This is a genomic window from Planococcus halocryophilus (genome assembly GCF_022489025.1).
Taxonomy (GTDB): domain Bacteria; phylum Bacillota; class Bacilli; order Bacillales_A; family Planococcaceae; genus Planococcus; species Planococcus halocryophilus_A.
The window spans coordinates 525,289-543,120 of record NZ_JAKVTG010000001.1 but is presented as its reverse complement, the minus strand read 5'-3'; the positions used below and the strand labels follow the sequence as shown (position 1 = coordinate 543,120).

Here is a 17,832-nt window from a genome sequence, read left to right as displayed (position 1 = left end):
AACTGTGGAATCAAATTCAAAAAGCTAACTATGATTAGTAATTGATTTGGAGCTAGTGGCTTGAAATACCCTACCCATTGTTCGCTATCTGACATCTCGCTTATAAAATAAAAGGAGATGATAAAAGACAATATATTACCCATAATAAAAGAGATTGAATTGCCAAACCGTTTACTGATGAAAGCAAGGAGCGAAGTCACTAAGATCATTAGTAAATATCCGAGCATTGATCGCGTAACAAAATCTTGGTGCATTGAAAAATAAACAAAGGGAAAGCAGTATAAACAAATTATTGTCGTGCCGATTGCTATTTCCCTCATATTGTTACCCCTCTTTGTATATAAAAAGAAAAAGTAGGCATTCAAAAAGCATATTCTTGAAAGAAGAACCAATTATTCTTCACTAGACTACCATGTCCGAAAATATATCATCTATGTATCATGTTGCTGAAGCTGAAGCTGCTTCACTCGCCTTCACGCAATCGATTGCTATGACAAGCGCTATAAGCAAGTGCTCCATTTCTTCATCAATCACTTTAACTTCATATGTGTCGCCCCAGGTCAGCCATTGCTTACTGACGGAACCAGCGACGTTACCATGCTTCAACACCTCGAAATTCATATCCCACCAGTTGCCCCTCACTTCAATACTTTCAGCATCGATCGTATAGCGTGCTTTAAAAAAAGTAAATTCTTTTTTGATCGTCAACGCTTCACGACCTTCCACTTCTACGAAAAATTTCGGCAACAAGCTAAACGTTTTTTTTGTGATCAGCGCAATTTCCTTACGGGTCGGATCCACGATGGTAAATGTTTTTGGAATTTGCAGGAAGCTACCCTCAATGTAATAGACATCCTGTTGTTCCTTGTCTTTAACTGTAAATTTTCCGCTTAGATTAAACACTTTCTGCTTTATGTAAAGCTTTCTCATTATTACTCCCCCTATTCTTCATTGACCGGCTCTTCGATAGGAAATCATGTAAAGAAAACGACGTATATGTCTTGATCTACTACTACCAACGTCACTCTCTTCTTTTCTATAATTGCAATTATAGAAATATTAACATTAATCCCCACTTTAATATAATAGAAAAATACATAGTTTTCCTTAAACTAAAACTGTTTGCAAAAAAAGATATCAACGACTTGTAATGAAAACTTTTGAATACATCATTTTTCTGGCAAATCTTCTTTCTTTGTAGTACTATCAACTCTTTTGAAATAGCAGTGGTAAATGTAACTTAATTCAAAATAAGTTCCATACAAAAAAAGAATTTTGATCTGGACTCTAATTATGCTGGAAAATCTACTCAATAGTTAATGAAAAAAAATAATGTCCTGTTCCTTGTTCCCAAGTGGCAACAACTTCATAGATTATCCTCCCATTTTGCCCATCCAGTACTACATCTTTGAAAGGCTCTTTTAGATTTTCTGTAGAATCCCAACTGTTTACTCGGTAAGAGATCGGCTCTTCTTCAAACTTGTACTTAATAGATGCACCTGAATTTACGGTCACTCCCTTTCGATCACCAATTAATTCAGAAACACCAATAGTCTCTGTCTCTATCCCAAGCATAGAATTTTCTTCTTGATCAAAGTAACTCCAAGAATAACTACCTAAAGTAGCAGAAAACTCTTTTTCATTTACCTCAATTATTAATTGAGGTGGTTTTTGTTTTGTATGTTTTACATTATCCACTGAGCTACTCATATTTCCCTCATTATTTGTAGTTTCATTTTCTTGAAAACAACCAGCTAGTACAAAAATAATGAATATAATTATCATTATTAATTTAGAGTTCATCTTCTTAGCCCACCTCATTTCAACTTTAGACGCGAAATGCAATTATTAGTTACAGAGTGAACTTAAAAAATTGGACAGAAAGAAAAGCCTTCCAGGAATGGAGGGCTTTCGAAAGTAACTTAACTAGTCTTTGGTTATTTCACATTAGAAGCAATTAATATTTAACAAAGGTAGTTATACTATTTTGAGCAATGTAATTTTGATGGCTAAGTTCTTCTACCCAATTTGTTGGTTTTAACTGATACAAGCCATATGCATCTCGATATATGTAGCTTTCTGTATTCACTTTAATCAGTTCCGGCTCGTTCTGTACTTTCTTTTTGTAACTCGGGAAGATGTGTTGATTTGGTACTCTATAAACCTCTAGCAGATCTCCGGTTTCCATATATTTTTCAAGGTATGTTAGAAATAGACCGTTTCCTACCCCTTCTGCTTCGTAAATATATGGCATTGAGAATAGCGGCTCAACTTCTTGCAACCAATCCTTAGATGCTTCACGGACCGAAAAGAACATATAGTCCTCTTCATTTTCAAATTCTCTGCGCTGATTATATTCTTGAATTTCTTCCGGAATTTCAAATGGTTTTGAGGATGCTAGGAAAGTAATTTCCGACATTTTTTCGACTTCCTTTCGTTAAGACGACCTATAAAGTATTCAGTATTTTGATTGCATCTTAATTGATTATTAGTTGCATACTGTACCAACGAAAAAAACTCTAGTTCCTCTTTTTTGAAAAAATGAAACTTTATTGGAAGTTGATCGGTATAGTTATTATAGCTAATGAAATAACAAGGGAGGACATTTCATGTATGGAGTTGAATCATCGTTCTGGTTAAATTTATTTTTCTTACTGACCATTTTTATCGTATTAACGACTTTATTTAATGGCGTTTTGCGAAGGTGGTTAAGAGTCGAAAAACCGAAAGCATTCTCTCATAACCATGTAAATGATCAACACAAGAAAATCGACTGGAGTATTAGGATTTTCTTTATCGCTTTAATGGTATTAGGATATTTCATTAACATACCAAGACTTCCAGAGAAATCATACTTGTTCTTAGAGCCTTGGTTTTTATTGTTTGGGCTTGTGTTTACAACTGAGATAGCAAGAGCAATCATGGAACGGAAATACGCCAAAAATCCCAACGCTTATATTTATACAGCTAGCCAATTATTTTTTATAATCTTACTTCTTACTTTATTATTTGCGACTGATTTTTTCGGTATTTTCTAATTTGGTCTTTTACTAAGGGATGAATAAGTAGGATCAGTTGAACTCAGATCTTTTGCTGCCAATGCCATGTAGCCAGTAGATTCCTCTTCATTAATGACTGAATTTATTGAGAACATTTAATACTAGTTAGTTACGAAAGAACACTCCAAATCACTTATCAGGTCTAATGCTCTGGTAAATCGTATTTACACGTAGCAACAAATATAGAAGAGTCGAAAGAACAAGTAATTATATACTAAATATAATCTATTAAAGTAAAGGGGTTGCTCGTTATGAATAAGTATTTTGCTTTTTTGTTACTCTTATCTGTATTTATAATTTCAGGTTGTAACAATAGCGATGAATTAGTTGGACAAACTTTTAATGTTGCATATATGCCAGTCCTTCAAGAGGATTTAGATAATCCAAATAAATATAGCTCTATTATGACGTTAGAGTTTTTAGAGGGCAAACGAGTAACTAGTCCTATCTATGGTGAAGGCAGCTATGAGTTAGATGAGGACAACTTAGTTGTTCGTTTTGAAAAGGAAAATGAAGATTTAGAAATACTATTTGTAGTGACTGAAAGTGACAAAGACTTTAGTGAGTACAATGCATTGATTAGTGAGACTGATTACAGTATTACTGATACTGATCAAATACGTCATCTGCAAACTTTAGCCCTTGAATTAGATAAAGATAGGCCCATTGAATTTATAAACAATCAAAAGTAGCTTTTTAATTTCCCAGACATTAAAAAGAGAAAAAGCTGACAATCGCTTTTTCTCTTCCAATAATCCAAGATATGCAAACTAAATCCATCCTCCACTTTACCTTTCGACTCTTATGACATCAATGGTTTGAACGCAACTGAAGTAGTATTAAGATTCATCTGAATTTTTATTTTCTCTCTGTCAAGTTCTTTCAAAAACACATCTTCACCTTCTTCAAACCCCACATTCCTCTAGTGATTTTCTAGTAATCCACTTTCCTCAAATAACCTTTTTAATTGCTTTATTTCAAGATGAAAACAATTGAAAAGCATAAGGTGGTTCAGTCTCGTCATCATTCTAAACAGCCCATTTTTTATCGGTGATCTGTGTCGCAGAGTACCAAGTATCTCCTTCTATTTTATAGATACCGAAAGTATTTTCTATAGCAATGCACAAATTCGGATAACCTAATTCCACTGCCAATTAATCGTATTTCCCGAAAAATAGTTTGTGCAAATTTTTTTAACGTCCCATATCATCACTTCCCCGAAAAGTTAATTGTTTAAAGTCAATTTTTCTTCAAAATGCACTTTTCTCTTTTTGGTCATTACTGTCTGAAATGCTATAATCCCCAGCACTAAGAAAGTAAACGAGCCGATTAAGCCTACAGGTCGTATGGAAGTCAATTCTGCTGCCAAACCAATTATTACAGTTAGAATGATGATAAATATTGCTTCTACCATACTGAATAAACTGCTAAACCTTCCCATTATGTTTACCGGCACGTTGTTCTGATAGAACGTCAAATAACCGGTATTGGCAAACGTAATGGCAAATCCAATCAGAAAAGTTCCAATGGCAGCACTCGTAAAACCTTGCGAACTGTAAAGAGCGATATAACCGATTGTCGTAAAAATAGATCCTGCGCCTATTAGTAAGTTGACTGCTAATTGTTTGGAAAAAATGGTGTTTATAAGTGAACCCAAAATAATTCCCGTTCCAAAAACACTTAGCAAAATCCCATATTTAGTGTCGGATATTCCAATAACTTCTTTCGCAAAAGCTGCTTCCAATGAATCCAGCGCCGTCATAAATATCGTCATTCCCACAAAAAGAAGATAAACTTTTAATATAAACGTATGAGTATGACTGAACTTGTAGACTACTTGAAAGTCATCTTTTATCATCTTCCAAGAAAGCTTTTCCGTTTCAGATGAAACTGATTGCGAATCTACACTCGGCAACAACAGGATGATGAAAGCTGACAACATCAAAGCCACTGAGTTTATATAGATGGCCATATAAGGTGTGCCCATCCAAAATAATAGACCCGCTATTGAAGGACCGATTAATGTTCCACACGAATTGATAAAGCTTCTTAACGCATTGAATCGTTGACGGTCCTTCTCTGGTATGAGTTTAGTCATATACACCATTGACGTGGGTTCAAACATGGCACTTCCGATATTATGATAAATACGATGACATATACATAGAACAATGAAGGAAGAACAGGGATTAATGCAATACAGAATGCGCGTGAAATATCTAACCCAATCATAAATTTCCTTGTATTAATACGATCAATCAGGCTCCCTACCCATGAGTTCGAACAAACAGTGGCGATCGGCCCCAAAATGTATAGCAAAGCGATTGCAAGAGGAGAACCCGTTTCATTTAGAATAGTTAAATTCAAGGCAATCAGATAAACCCAGCTGCCTATATTTGAAATACCAATACCACTTAACAATAATAAAGAATACTTCCAGTTTTTCATCGTAACCTCTCCCCACTGCATTTTAGCCAAACAAAAAAATCCCACCCCCAAGACAATTGTCTTGGGGACGAGATTACTAAAATCGTGGTGTCACCCCTGTTTGTTCCTACGTCACCGTATGAACCTTATTTGGTACAGCCTTTAAAAAGACGAATACCTCAGCTCTGTAACGGGAGCTTCCGTCCCAACATCCCCCAAAATCAGGTTCCACTGTGATGCTCAGAGTCTTGTTTCAATAACGGACTTCTACTCCTTTCCACCAATCGGAACTCTCTAGAAAAAGTCTTTAGTTATCTACTGTTCTCTTCAACGCTTTTCATTTTTATAATTTCATAAATATTATCACAACTTAACAAATCGAGTAAATAACAATATTTTGACAAGTAATACACTCACTACGTGGATATGTTTAAATACAAAAAAAAGCATTCAGGATGACCCTGAATGCTTTCGGTGTTGCGTTTAGTTTGTATTTTAATCCTTTTTTTCTGGCATTGCCATGACTTCCCACAGATGACCATCAATGTCTTGAAAACTCCAAGCATACATATACTCATTGTCCATAGGGTCATTCGATGTTGATCCGCCTGCTTCTAATGCTTTGTTTACCATGTCGTTAACATCTTTTCGGCTATCTACGGAAATAGCCACAATGACTTCTGTTGTTTTCGTCGAATCTCCTAGAGCTTTGTTGGTAAAGGTTTTAAAAAATGGTTCTGTTAATAACATTACAAAAATATTATCGCCAACAATCATGCAGGTCGCATTTTCATCTGTCATCTCGGGATGAAAATCAAATCCTAGTTGCTTGAAAAATTCCACGGACTTGTTCAAATCTTTCACAGACAAATTGACATAGATCTCTTTTGCTTTTAAGGTCACTGCTACTCCTCCATTCTAAATATAGTAGGAACCCCTACTGTATTCGAGTAATTTTGAAAAAAACCTGCAAAATGACAAAGAATTTCTACTAGCGATCACATAAAGCATGTGTTTGTAGATGGAAGGAATACCTTGTTCAAAAGTGTAAGTGCTCTAAGCACAAGAAAACGAGCTGACCTTGTGGGGTCCGCTCCTTATTATAATGAAAATTCTGAAAATAATACCGATAATTATTGTTAATCAGTATAAATTCATTAGCCATTTAAAGATTTAGAACGAGCATCTTATCGCGCAACATAGAATCAATGCTTCTACCAATTCCCTGCACACCTTGTCCGGAGTTTTTCACTCCTAAGAACGGAAAATGATCTGGTCCTCGTGATGTTTTGCCGTTCACCTGGACAGTCCCTACATTCAGCTTATCTGAAATTGCGAAGGCGTTCTCCAGATTACGAGTGAAGACACTAGCTTGCAAACCATACTGGTTCCGCTTTTCGAGCGCAATTGCTTCAAGTTCATTCTCAACTCGTATAAATGGTAACACCGGTCCAAACTGCTCTTCCCAAGCGACAGCCATCTCTTCTGTAACATGGTCAAGAAGAGTTGGACCCAGAAGGTTCTTTTCCTTAATGCCTTCCAGTATGACAGTAGCTCCTTTAGTTTGGGCATCTTCAATCAGACTAGTCACAAAATCCGCTGATTTTTGATCGATTAAAGGCGTCACACTCGCATCTTCATGGGATTTCCCTACTGTCAGTTTGGACACAAGTTCTTTTACCTTCCCAATAAGCTCATCTGCGACGCTATTGACCACCATCACACGCTTTATAGCTGTACAGCGTTGTCCTGAATAGCTAAGTGCTCCGCTAACGATTTCTTTTGCGGCTTTATCTAAATCCGCGTCTTCTAATACAATTGCAGAGTCTTTACCACCCAGCTCAAGCACGACGGGAATCATAGATGCTTTTTTGGCGATATGCTGCCCCGTTGCTGTTCCCCCAGTAAACGTAATCATATTGATAAGGGGATGAGAAACGATGAAATCACCGATAACAGAACCTCGTCCCGTTACTACGTTTACGACGCCTTCTGGCAGGCCAGCTTTTACTAGGGCTTTTATCATCAACAGTCCACTAATTGCCCCCTGAGTAGCAGGCTTAAAGATCACGGTATTGCCTGTAATAAGCGCGGGCGCGATTTTAGAAGCGGCTAGATTTACTGGATAGTTGAATGGCGATATGGCCAGCACCACGCCATGAGGAACTTTTTGTACGATGGCTTTTGTCTTCTTCGTAGCCCCAGGAAAAGCATCTCCTTGGATAAAGCTTCCGTGTGTACGAAGACCTTCTTCTGCCGTATAGCGAATCAGTTGCGCAGTACGTTCAACTTCACTTTTCCCTGCCGAAAATGTCTTCCCTACTTCTTTGTGAATCATTTCACCGATTTCATCGGTCATTTTTTCTAACTCTTCTGCCCAGCGATGAAGAAGTGCAGAGCGCTCATAAACTTCTTTTGCTGCCCACATTTCCTGAGCATCTGCTGTTTTTTGAATTGCCACAGCGACTTCTTCCTGACTCAAGGCAGGAACTTCACCTACTACTTCATGATCATCCGGAGAATAGATTTGTACAGTTTCTCCACTACTGCTTCCCATCCATTCATTATTCAATAAAGTATAAAACAAACTTTCAGCTTGGCGTACTATCATATTCTCTTCACACTCCGTCTCTATATATTTAATCTGCAAAAGATTAATGTTACCCATTAAACCATATGAAAACTCTTTCAGGCAAGGTTTTATTGAACCACGAATTGCCGACATGGATGCTTATTTTATTCATCTAAGGGTTTTTTCTTTATATCTATATAATTATTTTTCCGGACTTTCAAAAGTATTAATAAGAAAAAATACTACTTGTAAAGATACGGCTTACAGACGTAAATTTGACGGTTCTACATTTTATACCTATATATTTTTGCTGTTTTTTTTATCTTCAGTATCAAAATAAGCTTAAAGACTAATAAAGAAAACGCTATCATACAGAGGTAACAATACAACTTTCAATGGAACCTTAGCTTAAGAAATGAGTATGCACTAAATCAATTTTAATTTTTAATTTTGCCATAACTTTTCTATTTTTTTAAACAGTAAACTACTTCAGATGGCATGTGAAATAATGAACAAGACCTAAATTAAACCGAATTTATTTTTAAAAAATTTTGACTATTTATGATTAATCTAGAGTAAAAGCTACAAAAGTTACCTAACTCAATCTAATAAGTAATTAATAACGCTCTATATTAACAAAAAGTTCAAGTATACTTTTAGGCATATTTGAATCATAGATAGATCAAACCATATGCCAATTCACATTTTTTCAAGCAATCAAACTATGGTTAGAAGAATTTACTAAGCCAAGATTCACTCTACAAAATTCAGATATTCAATTAGAGAACCTTTTGTAAAAGTACACTTTAGTGAACAAAAGAAAAGAAGAAACTCATCGCTGAGTTTCTTCTGATAAATAGTCATATGCAAACTAGACTATCTTTATAAAGTTGGTTTTCTTCTTGTAAAACTGATTCTGCTCTACATACATAGTTTAACCGATCCTATGAAAATGTAAGGATAATAAAAGAGTTTTTGTTATATTAGCTAGCTCGGCTCTAGTACTCTATCGACCTTTAGATAAAATACTAGAGTAAAGTATTCATTAAATTAATAAAAATAGATATTAACTTCTCAGTCCACGGCCTTTTTCAATCAAATACCAATTTAAACTATAAAGTGAAATCACAAAAATAATCGAAATGAGAACAGAGAATAGAATTGGTACATCGATTACACCGAGGATCCCGAATCGGAATCCAGAAATCATGTAAACAATCGGGTTAAACTGTGATACAATCTGCCAAAATGGTGGCAACATAGAGATGGCAAAGAATACGCCACCTAGGTAAGTCAATGGCTGAAGAACAAAAGTAGGAACGATAGACACATCGTCAAATGATCTTGCAAAAATACCGTTCAACAGACCTGCCAAAGAGAACAAAATAGACGTCATTAAAAACGTTAATATGACAATACTCCAAGAATAGACTTGCAGCGGAACAAAAAGTAACGAAATAATCGTGACCAGTATCCCCACTAGAGTACTTCTTCCTAGTCCACCAATCACAAAGCCCCAAATAATAATATGTGTCGGGACGGGCGCGACCAATAGTTCTTCAATATTCTTTTGAAACTTTTGGGAGAAAAATGATGACGAAACATTCGAGTAGGAACTCGTAATGACTGACATCATAATCAATCCTGGGACAATAAATTCCATGTAGGAAAATCCTCCCATTTCACCAATCCTTTTACCAATCAAATTTCCAAAGATGATAAAGTATAAGGAAGTTGTAATTACAGGAGGAACCAATGTTTGGATCCAAATTCTAAGATAACGGTTCGTTTCTTTGACCGCCAAACCCTTTAATGCTGTTAAATATAGTTTAAACATGTGAATCCTCCATTAAGCAGTTTCTTCTGTAAGTTTTAAAAATAATTCTTCTAATCGATTGGACTTATTACGCATCGACAATACTTTAATCCCTTGTTCGGTCAATTGGTTAAACAGTTCGTTAATACCTTGATCACGCCCTACTTCCACAGAAAGAGATCCTTCATCCATAAGTTCACTCTCATAGCCTTTAATCACTGGCATTTGTCCTGAAGATTCAATATCTAAAATAATTGTTTCAAACTGAAGCTTAGCAAGCAATGATTTCATACTTGTATCCTCAATCAGTTGCCCCTTTTGAATGATACCAATATTGCGACATAACATCTCCGCTTCTTCCAAATAATGTGTTGTCAAAATTATCGTCGTACCATTATCATTCAACTCTTTCAGAAACGTCCACATCTCTCGTCTCAATTCAATGTCCACACCCGCCGTCGGCTCATCAAGAATAAGTAGACGTGGTTCATGCATTAAGGCGCGTGAAATCATCAGTCGACGTTTCATCCCTCCGGAAAGCATCCGTGCCTGAACATTTTTTTTCTCCCATAAATCAGACTGCTTCAAGTACTTTTCGCTGCGCTCTAATGCTTCCTTCCTTGACACACCGTAATAACCTGCCTGGTTCACGACAATCTGTTGGACCGTTTCAAAAGGACTGAAGTTGAACTCTTGGGGGACCAGACCAATCTGTAGCTTCGCCTGCATTAACTGCGTGTCCATATCATAGCCGAAGACTTTGACATTTCCTGATGTCTTATTGATAAGAGATGTCACAATTCCAATGGTCGTAGATTTCCCAGCACCGTTAGGACCTAAGAGAGCGTAAAAGTCTCCTTCTTCTACTTTCAAATCGATGCCACGCAAAGCCTCAACGCCGCCAGAATAGACCTTTTTCAAGTCGTTTATTTCTAATGCATATGTCATTCACTTTATCTCCTAACTATCTTTTTAATTAGTTGTATTTAAATACCTAATTGCCAGTATGCCGCTCCCTCATATTCGTAAAGCTTTATGTATACATTTTTAAAATGCGCCGATTGTGAAATTAAGCTAGACAACTGAAAAAGTCATTCGGGTACCTCACAATGTGTTTTCCGACCAAAGAAAAACATCAGAGTGATCGCGAATGACCTAAACCCATCTTAACACGAAAGAACTGGTGATGATAGAATCCTACCACCACCTAAATATGCACATTTCAATCATCGCTGAGCGCTTGAATCGTTTCAGGCAGCCAACTTATAATATCATAAAATATCTAAAATCCGGGCATACAGCGCTCAGGTGTCACAAGCTGCACGAGAGAAACAAGAAATTATCCTAATTTCCAAAGACAGTGATTTTATTATGAAATACTAGTAGAAGGATTTTAACCAGGAGTTAAAGGCAAAGATACAGCCGATAGAATCGGCCTTAGAAGTACACAGTATGGTTCTATTAAAAGAAAACAAATCCATCTTCTATAATAGAAGCCTTGTGTTTGAGGCTGGCTTTGATATTAATGGTTCTGACCACTCTAAACCCGGCTATTGCTCTACTATTTCTATAGGCATAACAGATGAGATTAACCCAACTGGTGAACTCCTTAAGTTGCATGTTATTGCAATTTGGGAATGCCAGCGAAGTTTGTTAGGTTTACCTGTTTCGAAAACGTACTTGGGAGCAAAATTATGAGAGAACTTATTGAGGACTTCCTCAAAGAAATTAAAGAGGAGTTACAGAAATACAGCGAAGAATTTTTAAGCGAAGAGTACTAATGATTGAATGTAACTTACTTGCTAATAAGTTACATTCAGGACCTCTACTCGCCAATCATTTATTAACTCATATTGATTTTTTTATTAGCTTTCTTTTTATTAATCGTTTGAATGATAAACCCTATAAGCTGCAGTCCAAACCTTATTACAAAAGCTACCGTGGAGCCCGTATTGAAATATATTATTACGAGCACTAATCCGACTAAATATATTGCCCATGCCAACTTCATAACCGATATCCCCTTTTCTGATAACTTTGCTTGAACTCCTATTTTGAATGTAACTTAATTCACATTAAGTTACATTCGGATTCAGTAAAAGATCTCTATCAAACTTATTTTTTAACGGGCTTAGGTAAAAACAAAGAACTACTGCCCATTAATATTCCACCCAGTACTGCAAGAATTATGCCAACTATAATCCATGTTGTAGTTAATAAAGTAGATACATAAATTCCTGTAGTTAAGAATATCAAGCCTATAAACATACATGTTAGTAGCTTCCCCATTTTCTACCTCCTATAAGTATTTTGAATGTAACTTATCTGCACTTAAGTTACATTCATTTCCCCAGTTCTGCTTACTACCTTGTTCTATATCGATACCTTGTCTAATCTAAAATGTTCCGTTAGAGAGAGCATACGTCCCTCTCTATCCCACTTATAATATTCTTCAAAAACTACCTGGATGTTATTTTCATAAAGATCTTCCACAAGATACTTTATGGAAAGAAAACTTCGCCAGTAATCAAACATGATGCTGGACAAACTGGCTGTGTAGGAGTTGCTTCCAAATTCATCAAGGGACCGATCCCCATATGCTTCAGTAAATACGTTTACTAATTCTTTTTCGATTGCTGCTATTGTCTCAAATTCATCCGCAGTTAAGAGGAACTTCCTCGACAAGTAATCACACATGCCCTCTTCGAACCAAATGCCGTCTTCTCGTTCATCTCCAAAATCATCTAAAAATAAATCTGAGTGATGCGTTAATTCGTGGCCTAATATTGTAAGTACGTGATTCTCAGAAAGCTGTTCGTAAAAACGCTCAATAAGAGGAAGATCTTTGCCATCCAATTGCTGGATAAATAGCTTTCTCCAAGCTTCTACATCTGGCGTTATGTAAATTGTATCTTTATTCGTAAATGCGGGAATCGGAAGTTCAGAAAAAATAGATGTTGCTACTTCTGCTGAAGTCCAAACAACGCCTTTTGGTTTGTCTACTAAGGAATACTTTTCTTCTAAAAGCAATTGGTACTCATTTAACCGTTCGCTAAAAAGCTGAATAATATCCTGGTGCTTTTCATATTCTCCTATATTTTCAAAAGCAAAAATATGCTTCATTTATTAACCTCCTTCTTTTTAAATATTCTCTTTGACTATCTAAAAATGATTCTTAAGTAGTGTAAATACTCTTACATTAATTTTAACATAATTTGGTTTTTTTCAGAAAGGAACCGTTAGTTAAAAATACGTTTTCTGAACAAGAAAGAGAAGAAGCTCTGCCTATGGCTCGAGCTCCTCCTCTTTCTTAAATTGTTGATATGTGAACTGATTAATAATTAGATCGTGCTAAATATAACTTGCCCCTTTAAGGCCTGCTGGTGTAGATCGTGTTTATTCCCAGGTTATTCTTTATATGCGTTAAACCAATGATGAGGCTGTAGTTCTTTCAATGTTTTGTAGACCAGGCTGTTGTCAGAATTGGTAATTGCAGCTTGCACATCTTCTCCCCAGTAAAACAAACGCTCTTGGCAAACTCCGCATGGACTGAGTATGACATACTCGGCTTCTTCGTCTTCACGAACCACACAAATAGAATGTGTTACCGGACTATTGATTTTATGTGCTTCTAATATAGCCCCCGTTTCAATACACAATTCTGTAGAAGCATTAATAACTTCCGGAGCAATGCTCGTCAATACAGTCCCGTCTTTGGTATACATTGCTGAAGCTCCTCCCCAGCCAGTAGGAAATCTTTTTCGTATAAGTTCTTTTGCTTCTTCATACAGTCTTTTTTCTATATTCATTTTGTCCTCCTAATAGGTTACTTATTTGCAAGGATACACTTTTCTTGAAAATCTACTTAATACCAATTTTATCATAGAAAATATTTTTATTTTTTTCATCGAACAGAATGAAAAGTGCAAATAACCGTTCGTAAAAGTACACCTACATGAACGAAAAAAGAAGATGCTTAGGACCAGCATCTTCTCCAGTTTACTTTTATGGACTTCCTATAGAGTTCGATGTGTAAACCTAAGTTAAATAACGAAAAATTGAGATTTACACTGCTAGCTGAATACAAATTAAGTTTAGTATATCTTTTTGAGTCATCTCTTCAGTCAATAGCTTTTCCTCCGCTAAGCCAAGCTGATCGTCGGGACTCCACCAAAACCTTAATAAATCTTCCCCAAACTCTTCTGCCTGAGGCCGTGAATTATGACGTGCGACTGTATTCTCAAAAGATAAATCAAAATAATAGATATAGGCATTTCCTTCATAAAAATGAATCAAATCTTCCAACATTGCCTTGTAACGTTGCTTCACAAAAATTCCTTCCAAAATGACAAACTTACATTTCCCTTTGCCGTATTCGGTAATTTGCTTGATTAAATCTTGCGAAATGTTTCCTTCTCGATCCCGAACCATCAACATCTCTCGTCGGACCGTATCTTGAGAAACCAGAAGAGTCCCTTCTCCAAAATGGTTTTGCAGCCTTTTCGCTATAGTTGTTTTGCCACTCCCCGAATTTCCACGTAAAATAATGAGCTTTGTTTTTATTATAAACACACCTTTCCAAGAGCTAATTGCTAAATTATTCATGCGGATAAATGCCTGTGTTTAATAATACATCGAATCTCGCCTTCCCAAATGGAAGGGTTTCTTTTTACTTAGAAAAGAAAAGATAAATGTAGCACTTGATTAAAAAAAGAGAACTCACTATGAATGCTTTTGGTTTAACAAACTCTGTATTTTAATAACCAATTCTTTTGGCTTAACATTGATGGAATTTAGATTCTCTATTTCAATCCAGATGGGCAAGTACGTTCCTCTGTTTCGTTGTTCATCGGTATACTCTTCACCTTTGCCGGCACCGAAAGTTCCTTGTATTATTTCGGCTAGGAAAAAATACTGGATTCCATTGAATTTCACTTTAGCCAAGCATTCGTGAATCTTAACTTCAACTCCGACTTCCTCTAGAGCTTCTCGTTTTGCTGCTATTTCTGGGGTTTCGCCTTCTTCTATTCCACCACCAGGAAAGACATAGTAAACGGCCTCTTCTTTAACTCTTTTAATAAGTCCGATTTTATTATTTTTAATAAGTAACACTGATGCTCGGTCTCTCGTCATTTCCACCTCCTTGATTCTATTTCTCTCCTTCTTTCTTTTAATTTTCTTAATATGTATTAAATTTATAGTAAGCACCATTATTCAAGTTTGAATTCAATTTTCATGATTTAAATTACATTTACTTTCCTAGTCTATCTCGTTTTCAAATCAGCAGCTTCCAGAAGAATCGCTTGATAAAGCTCATTCCATTTCGGGTAGTGAGCAACAATCTCATTAAGCGGAATGAATATTCTTTGTGCGGATTCATATTCCGCTTCAAAGGGATGCAATGTCTCGATATCCATCCGATAAAATACCTGGTACCCGACCTTAGGGTATTTTCCATTTTCATCCCAAACTAAATTTTCTGAGTGATCGACCACAATATACCCTAGTAGTTGAGAGCTTCCTGAAACATATCCCTCTTCCATCGCTTCTCTTTGAAAACAATCCTCCGGGGTTTCGTTCTCTTCGATATGCCCTCCAGGGAAATCCCATCCGCGATGATTCAACTCGACTAAGAGCAATTGATCTTCATAAAAACAAAAGCCATGCACACTGGTTATTAACCGATAATCAGGAAGGAAATTATTCACTTTCCAAGTTAATTTAACCGTGGCTTCTCCCCACTTCACATACGATGTGGTCATATATCGAGTCTCCCTTTTAATAAAGTAAAAGATTCCAACCTCACTTAATTTATATCGCCTAGATAAACAGGATTTCTTTTTTTGTTTTCATACTCTTGAATATAGTTGCGAATCCCTTTGGGGTAGATGCGATAGTCCATCAAATCTTGTATCGGTATCCATTCAATTCCTACTTGATGGGAGTCAGGATTAGAAGGAACAGAAGAACCATTTTGTTCAGTGCTAATATGACATACAAAATAATATTCGATTTGATGAACGTGGCTGTCAAAGTGCGCATGTTCATGATTTTTCCCTATATATTCTCGAATGTGAAGAAGGTCTTTCACTTCCACGTTTTCACCAATTTCTTCAATACACTCTCTTTTTACGGTATTGAACAAAACTTCTCCATGATCTTGTCCCCCACCAGGAAAAAGATAAAAGTGACCTTCTTCATCTACATTTTTTGTAAGCAAAACCCTGGAGTCCTTAATAATTATCGCTTTAGCAGAATTTCGAATCGACATTTGCTTCCCTCCTTTATTATCAATTTCAACTACAATTTTTTCTAACTATCTTTATCCATTCTTTTGAATGGAAATAACTGCATCTAATTTGCAATCAATTCTGACTACCATCCATATTAGATTAACATTAATTTCCATAAAAATGAAGATAGGCCGAATATTCTTTCTTTAGAATTAAAGCGTTTGTAAAAGGACACTTACATAGACAAAAGGAGAAAAGCATTGCTAATCAGCACTGCATTCCCCTTTAATTTTACTATTAGAATAACTGCATCTACTTCTGATAATCCGGAATATGTAAACTAAGTTTTATACAGGAGATTCCTTTACACCTTTACACCTTTTTTGATATTAAACTTACTATTTTAGCAACCGGCAAAGATCCATCTACAACGAAGTCAGCACTAGGCTTAATTGTATAAAGCATTTCCAGATAAGCCTGTCTCCCGAACGAGTTATAGTGTTTCATCGCTTCAACGATATTTTCTGCAGAGTTGTCTTGAAAGTCCCTAATTATTCGACGTGCCAGTGCAATATCCAATGGCGTATCAATAAAAACGGAAAAATTAATGAAAGAATGAGTTTGAACATGTTGGTAGGAAAACGGAAAATCCAACACAATGTAATCGAGTGATTGAAACAATAAATTTTCTAAGTCTTTAACAAATGGAGTAAGATTCCATTCATTATAATCATTTCCGCGATTCAACCAATCTATTACATTTTCAGGGCCTTCCAAATCATACTCATCAAAGTAAAGCGCTTCAGAATTTGGTAATTCTTCATTCAATCTCTCAACAATGGTTGTTTTTCCACCACCTGAAATACTAGCAATGGCAATCACAATCGGTCTCTTCATTTTTCCCATCTACTCAACCTCTATTTCTAGTCACTTCTGACAGCTCATGATATGTATACTAACATTTGATTGTTTTTACTTAATATCAAAACTAACTTTCTCAAAGATAACCTGTTCATTAACCATTTTGACAACAACATCGAAGTTTTGACTATATGGATGCATAAAAACTTCATACTGAATGCGCCGTTCTTCGTGAGACTGCCGAAGCTCGTTTATTTTTCTTCCTCTTTCATCAATATCACGAGTAGATCTTCTCCTTAACTCCGTTTCTCCATCGGTATAGAAATAAATCGTTAAATCAAATAAGGCCGAATCAAGAAAAGCGACGCTCATCCCTTCGACAATTGTTATGTTTTTTTCAGAAGAAATCAATTTACTTCTCATGTAGTGTGTATCTATCGTGCAGAAATTCAAACCTTCTCTAACCATCTGAACGTCTCTTTCCAAAGAAGATAAATGATGTGCAGAAGGGTGACAAGCTGTCATTTTATACCTATGGTTTTCGTTTTGGTATATATAATCGATTGTTGCATGATTACGGACCCCTGAATCTATAATATATGGATCTGTGTTTACATAATTGATTTCTTTTTTACCCAACAGGTTTATGAGCCTGTTTGTAAACGTAGTTTTTCCAGCAGCACCATGGCCAGATACTCCAATAATGAGTTTTTTGTCTGTCACTTTAATTGTATTTGCTAGTTCTTGTGTAAACTTATCCATAATTCTTCCCCTTCTTCTACTTTAACTTTGCTGGACTTATTTCATTTCTTTCATCCTATACAACTTTTGGTTGAGTATTGGCCAATGCCGACAATTCCTGAT

At 36.0% G+C, this 17,832-nt stretch carries 19 protein-coding genes, 1 pseudogene and 1 other annotated feature; of the genes and pseudogenes, 3 read left to right on the top strand and 17 right to left on the bottom strand.

What is annotated here, in order from left to right; genetic code table 11:
* Positions 1–438: 438 nt before the first annotated feature.
* From MLE13_RS02650 to MLE13_RS02640, 3 genes are all read right to left on the bottom strand, one after another.
* Positions 439–930, bottom strand: coding sequence for an LURP-one-related/scramblase family protein (locus MLE13_RS02650; protein WP_240747886.1), 492 nt, complete (start codon positions 928–930; stop codon positions 439–441).
* A 375-nt stretch (positions 931–1,305) separates the two neighbouring features.
* Positions 1,306–1,803 carry a hypothetical protein gene (locus MLE13_RS02645; RefSeq protein WP_240747885.1) on the bottom strand — a complete coding sequence of 166 codons (498 nt, stop codon included), beginning with the start codon at positions 1,801–1,803 and terminating at the stop codon, positions 1,306–1,308.
* Between the two features lie 154 nt (positions 1,804–1,957).
* Positions 1,958–2,419, bottom strand: a complete 462-nt coding sequence (locus MLE13_RS02640) for a hypothetical protein (RefSeq protein ID WP_240747884.1) — start codon at positions 2,417–2,419, stop codon at positions 1,958–1,960.
* Positions 2,420–2,609: 190 nt separating this feature from the next.
* On the opposite strand from MLE13_RS02640, the gene MLE13_RS02635 reads away from it, so the two are divergent.
* Positions 2,610–3,038: a DUF4181 domain-containing protein gene (locus MLE13_RS02635; protein WP_240747883.1), complete on the top strand. Its 429-nt coding sequence runs from the start codon at positions 2,610–2,612 to the stop codon at positions 3,036–3,038.
* A gap of 272 nt (positions 3,039–3,310) precedes the next feature.
* Positions 3,311–3,751 (top strand): hypothetical protein, encoded by a 441-nt coding sequence (locus MLE13_RS02630; protein WP_240747882.1) that lies wholly within the window; start codon positions 3,311–3,313, stop codon positions 3,749–3,751.
* Between the two features lie 533 nt (positions 3,752–4,284).
* On the opposite strand, the pseudogene MLE13_RS02625 reads toward MLE13_RS02630, so the two are convergent.
* The 5 genes and pseudogenes from MLE13_RS02625 to MLE13_RS02605 all read right to left on the bottom strand — a co-directional run bounded on the left by MLE13_RS02625 (position 4,285) and on the right by MLE13_RS02605 (position 10,822).
* A pseudogene (locus tag MLE13_RS02625) lies at positions 4,285–5,507 on the bottom strand (MFS transporter).
* Between the two features lie 60 nt (positions 5,508–5,567).
* Positions 5,568–5,826, bottom strand: a binding site (T-box leader).
* 155 nt (positions 5,827–5,981) lie between these two features.
* The gene (locus MLE13_RS02620) at positions 5,982–6,389 is read right to left on the bottom strand and encodes a VOC family protein (RefSeq protein WP_240747881.1); all 408 of its coding nucleotides are present in this window, start codon (positions 6,387–6,389) and stop codon (positions 5,982–5,984) included.
* 262 nt (positions 6,390–6,651) lie between these two features.
* A complete protein-coding gene (locus MLE13_RS02615) occupies positions 6,652–8,097 on the bottom strand; it encodes an NADP-dependent glyceraldehyde-3-phosphate dehydrogenase (RefSeq protein ID WP_240747880.1) in 1,446 nt (481 codons plus the stop codon).
* A 1,027-nt stretch (positions 8,098–9,124) separates the two neighbouring features.
* A complete protein-coding gene (locus MLE13_RS02610; protein ID WP_240747879.1) occupies positions 9,125–9,895 on the bottom strand; it encodes an ABC transporter permease in 771 nt (256 codons plus the stop codon).
* Between the two features lie 12 nt (positions 9,896–9,907).
* The gene (locus MLE13_RS02605; protein ID WP_240747878.1) at positions 9,908–10,822 is read right to left on the bottom strand and encodes an ABC transporter ATP-binding protein; all 915 of its coding nucleotides are present in this window, start codon (positions 10,820–10,822) and stop codon (positions 9,908–9,910) included.
* A gap of 504 nt (positions 10,823–11,326) precedes the next feature.
* Here MLE13_RS02605 and MLE13_RS02600 point away from each other — a divergent pair.
* Positions 11,327–11,572 carry a hypothetical protein gene (locus MLE13_RS02600; protein ID WP_240747877.1) on the top strand — a complete coding sequence of 82 codons (246 nt, stop codon included), beginning with the start codon at positions 11,327–11,329 and terminating at the stop codon, positions 11,570–11,572.
* Between the two features lie 417 nt (positions 11,573–11,989).
* On the opposite strand, the gene MLE13_RS02595 is transcribed toward MLE13_RS02600, so the two are convergent.
* The 9 genes from MLE13_RS02595 to MLE13_RS02555 form a co-directional block, all read right to left on the bottom strand.
* Positions 11,990–12,163 (bottom strand): hypothetical protein, encoded by a 174-nt coding sequence (locus tag MLE13_RS02595; RefSeq protein ID WP_240747876.1) that lies wholly within the window; start codon positions 12,161–12,163, stop codon positions 11,990–11,992.
* Between the two features lie 84 nt (positions 12,164–12,247).
* Positions 12,248–12,997: a hypothetical protein gene (locus tag MLE13_RS02590; RefSeq protein WP_240747875.1), complete on the bottom strand. Its 750-nt coding sequence runs from the start codon at positions 12,995–12,997 to the stop codon at positions 12,248–12,250.
* A gap of 284 nt (positions 12,998–13,281) precedes the next feature.
* Positions 13,282–13,683: a cytidine deaminase gene (locus tag MLE13_RS02585; RefSeq protein WP_240747874.1), complete on the bottom strand. Its 402-nt coding sequence runs from the start codon at positions 13,681–13,683 to the stop codon at positions 13,282–13,284.
* 256 nt (positions 13,684–13,939) lie between these two features.
* A complete protein-coding gene (locus tag MLE13_RS02580; RefSeq protein WP_240747873.1) occupies positions 13,940–14,479 on the bottom strand; it encodes a kinase in 540 nt (179 codons plus the stop codon).
* A gap of 117 nt (positions 14,480–14,596) precedes the next feature.
* Positions 14,597–15,007 (bottom strand): NUDIX hydrolase, encoded by a 411-nt coding sequence (locus tag MLE13_RS02575; protein WP_240747872.1) that lies wholly within the window; start codon positions 15,005–15,007, stop codon positions 14,597–14,599.
* A gap of 131 nt (positions 15,008–15,138) precedes the next feature.
* The gene (locus MLE13_RS02570) at positions 15,139–15,636 is read right to left on the bottom strand and encodes an NUDIX hydrolase (RefSeq protein ID WP_240747871.1); all 498 of its coding nucleotides are present in this window, start codon (positions 15,634–15,636) and stop codon (positions 15,139–15,141) included.
* 44 nt (positions 15,637–15,680) lie between these two features.
* Complete coding sequence (locus tag MLE13_RS02565) at positions 15,681–16,145, bottom strand: NUDIX domain-containing protein (protein WP_240747870.1); 465 nt, start codon at positions 16,143–16,145, stop codon at positions 15,681–15,683.
* Positions 16,146–16,479: 334 nt separating this feature from the next.
* Complete coding sequence (locus tag MLE13_RS02560) at positions 16,480–17,013, bottom strand: hypothetical protein (protein WP_240747869.1); 534 nt, start codon at positions 17,011–17,013, stop codon at positions 16,480–16,482.
* Positions 17,014–17,079: 66 nt separating this feature from the next.
* Positions 17,080–17,730, bottom strand: a complete 651-nt coding sequence (locus MLE13_RS02555) for a uridine kinase family protein (RefSeq protein WP_240747868.1) — start codon at positions 17,728–17,730, stop codon at positions 17,080–17,082.
* Between the last annotated feature and the right edge of the window lie 102 nt (positions 17,731–17,832).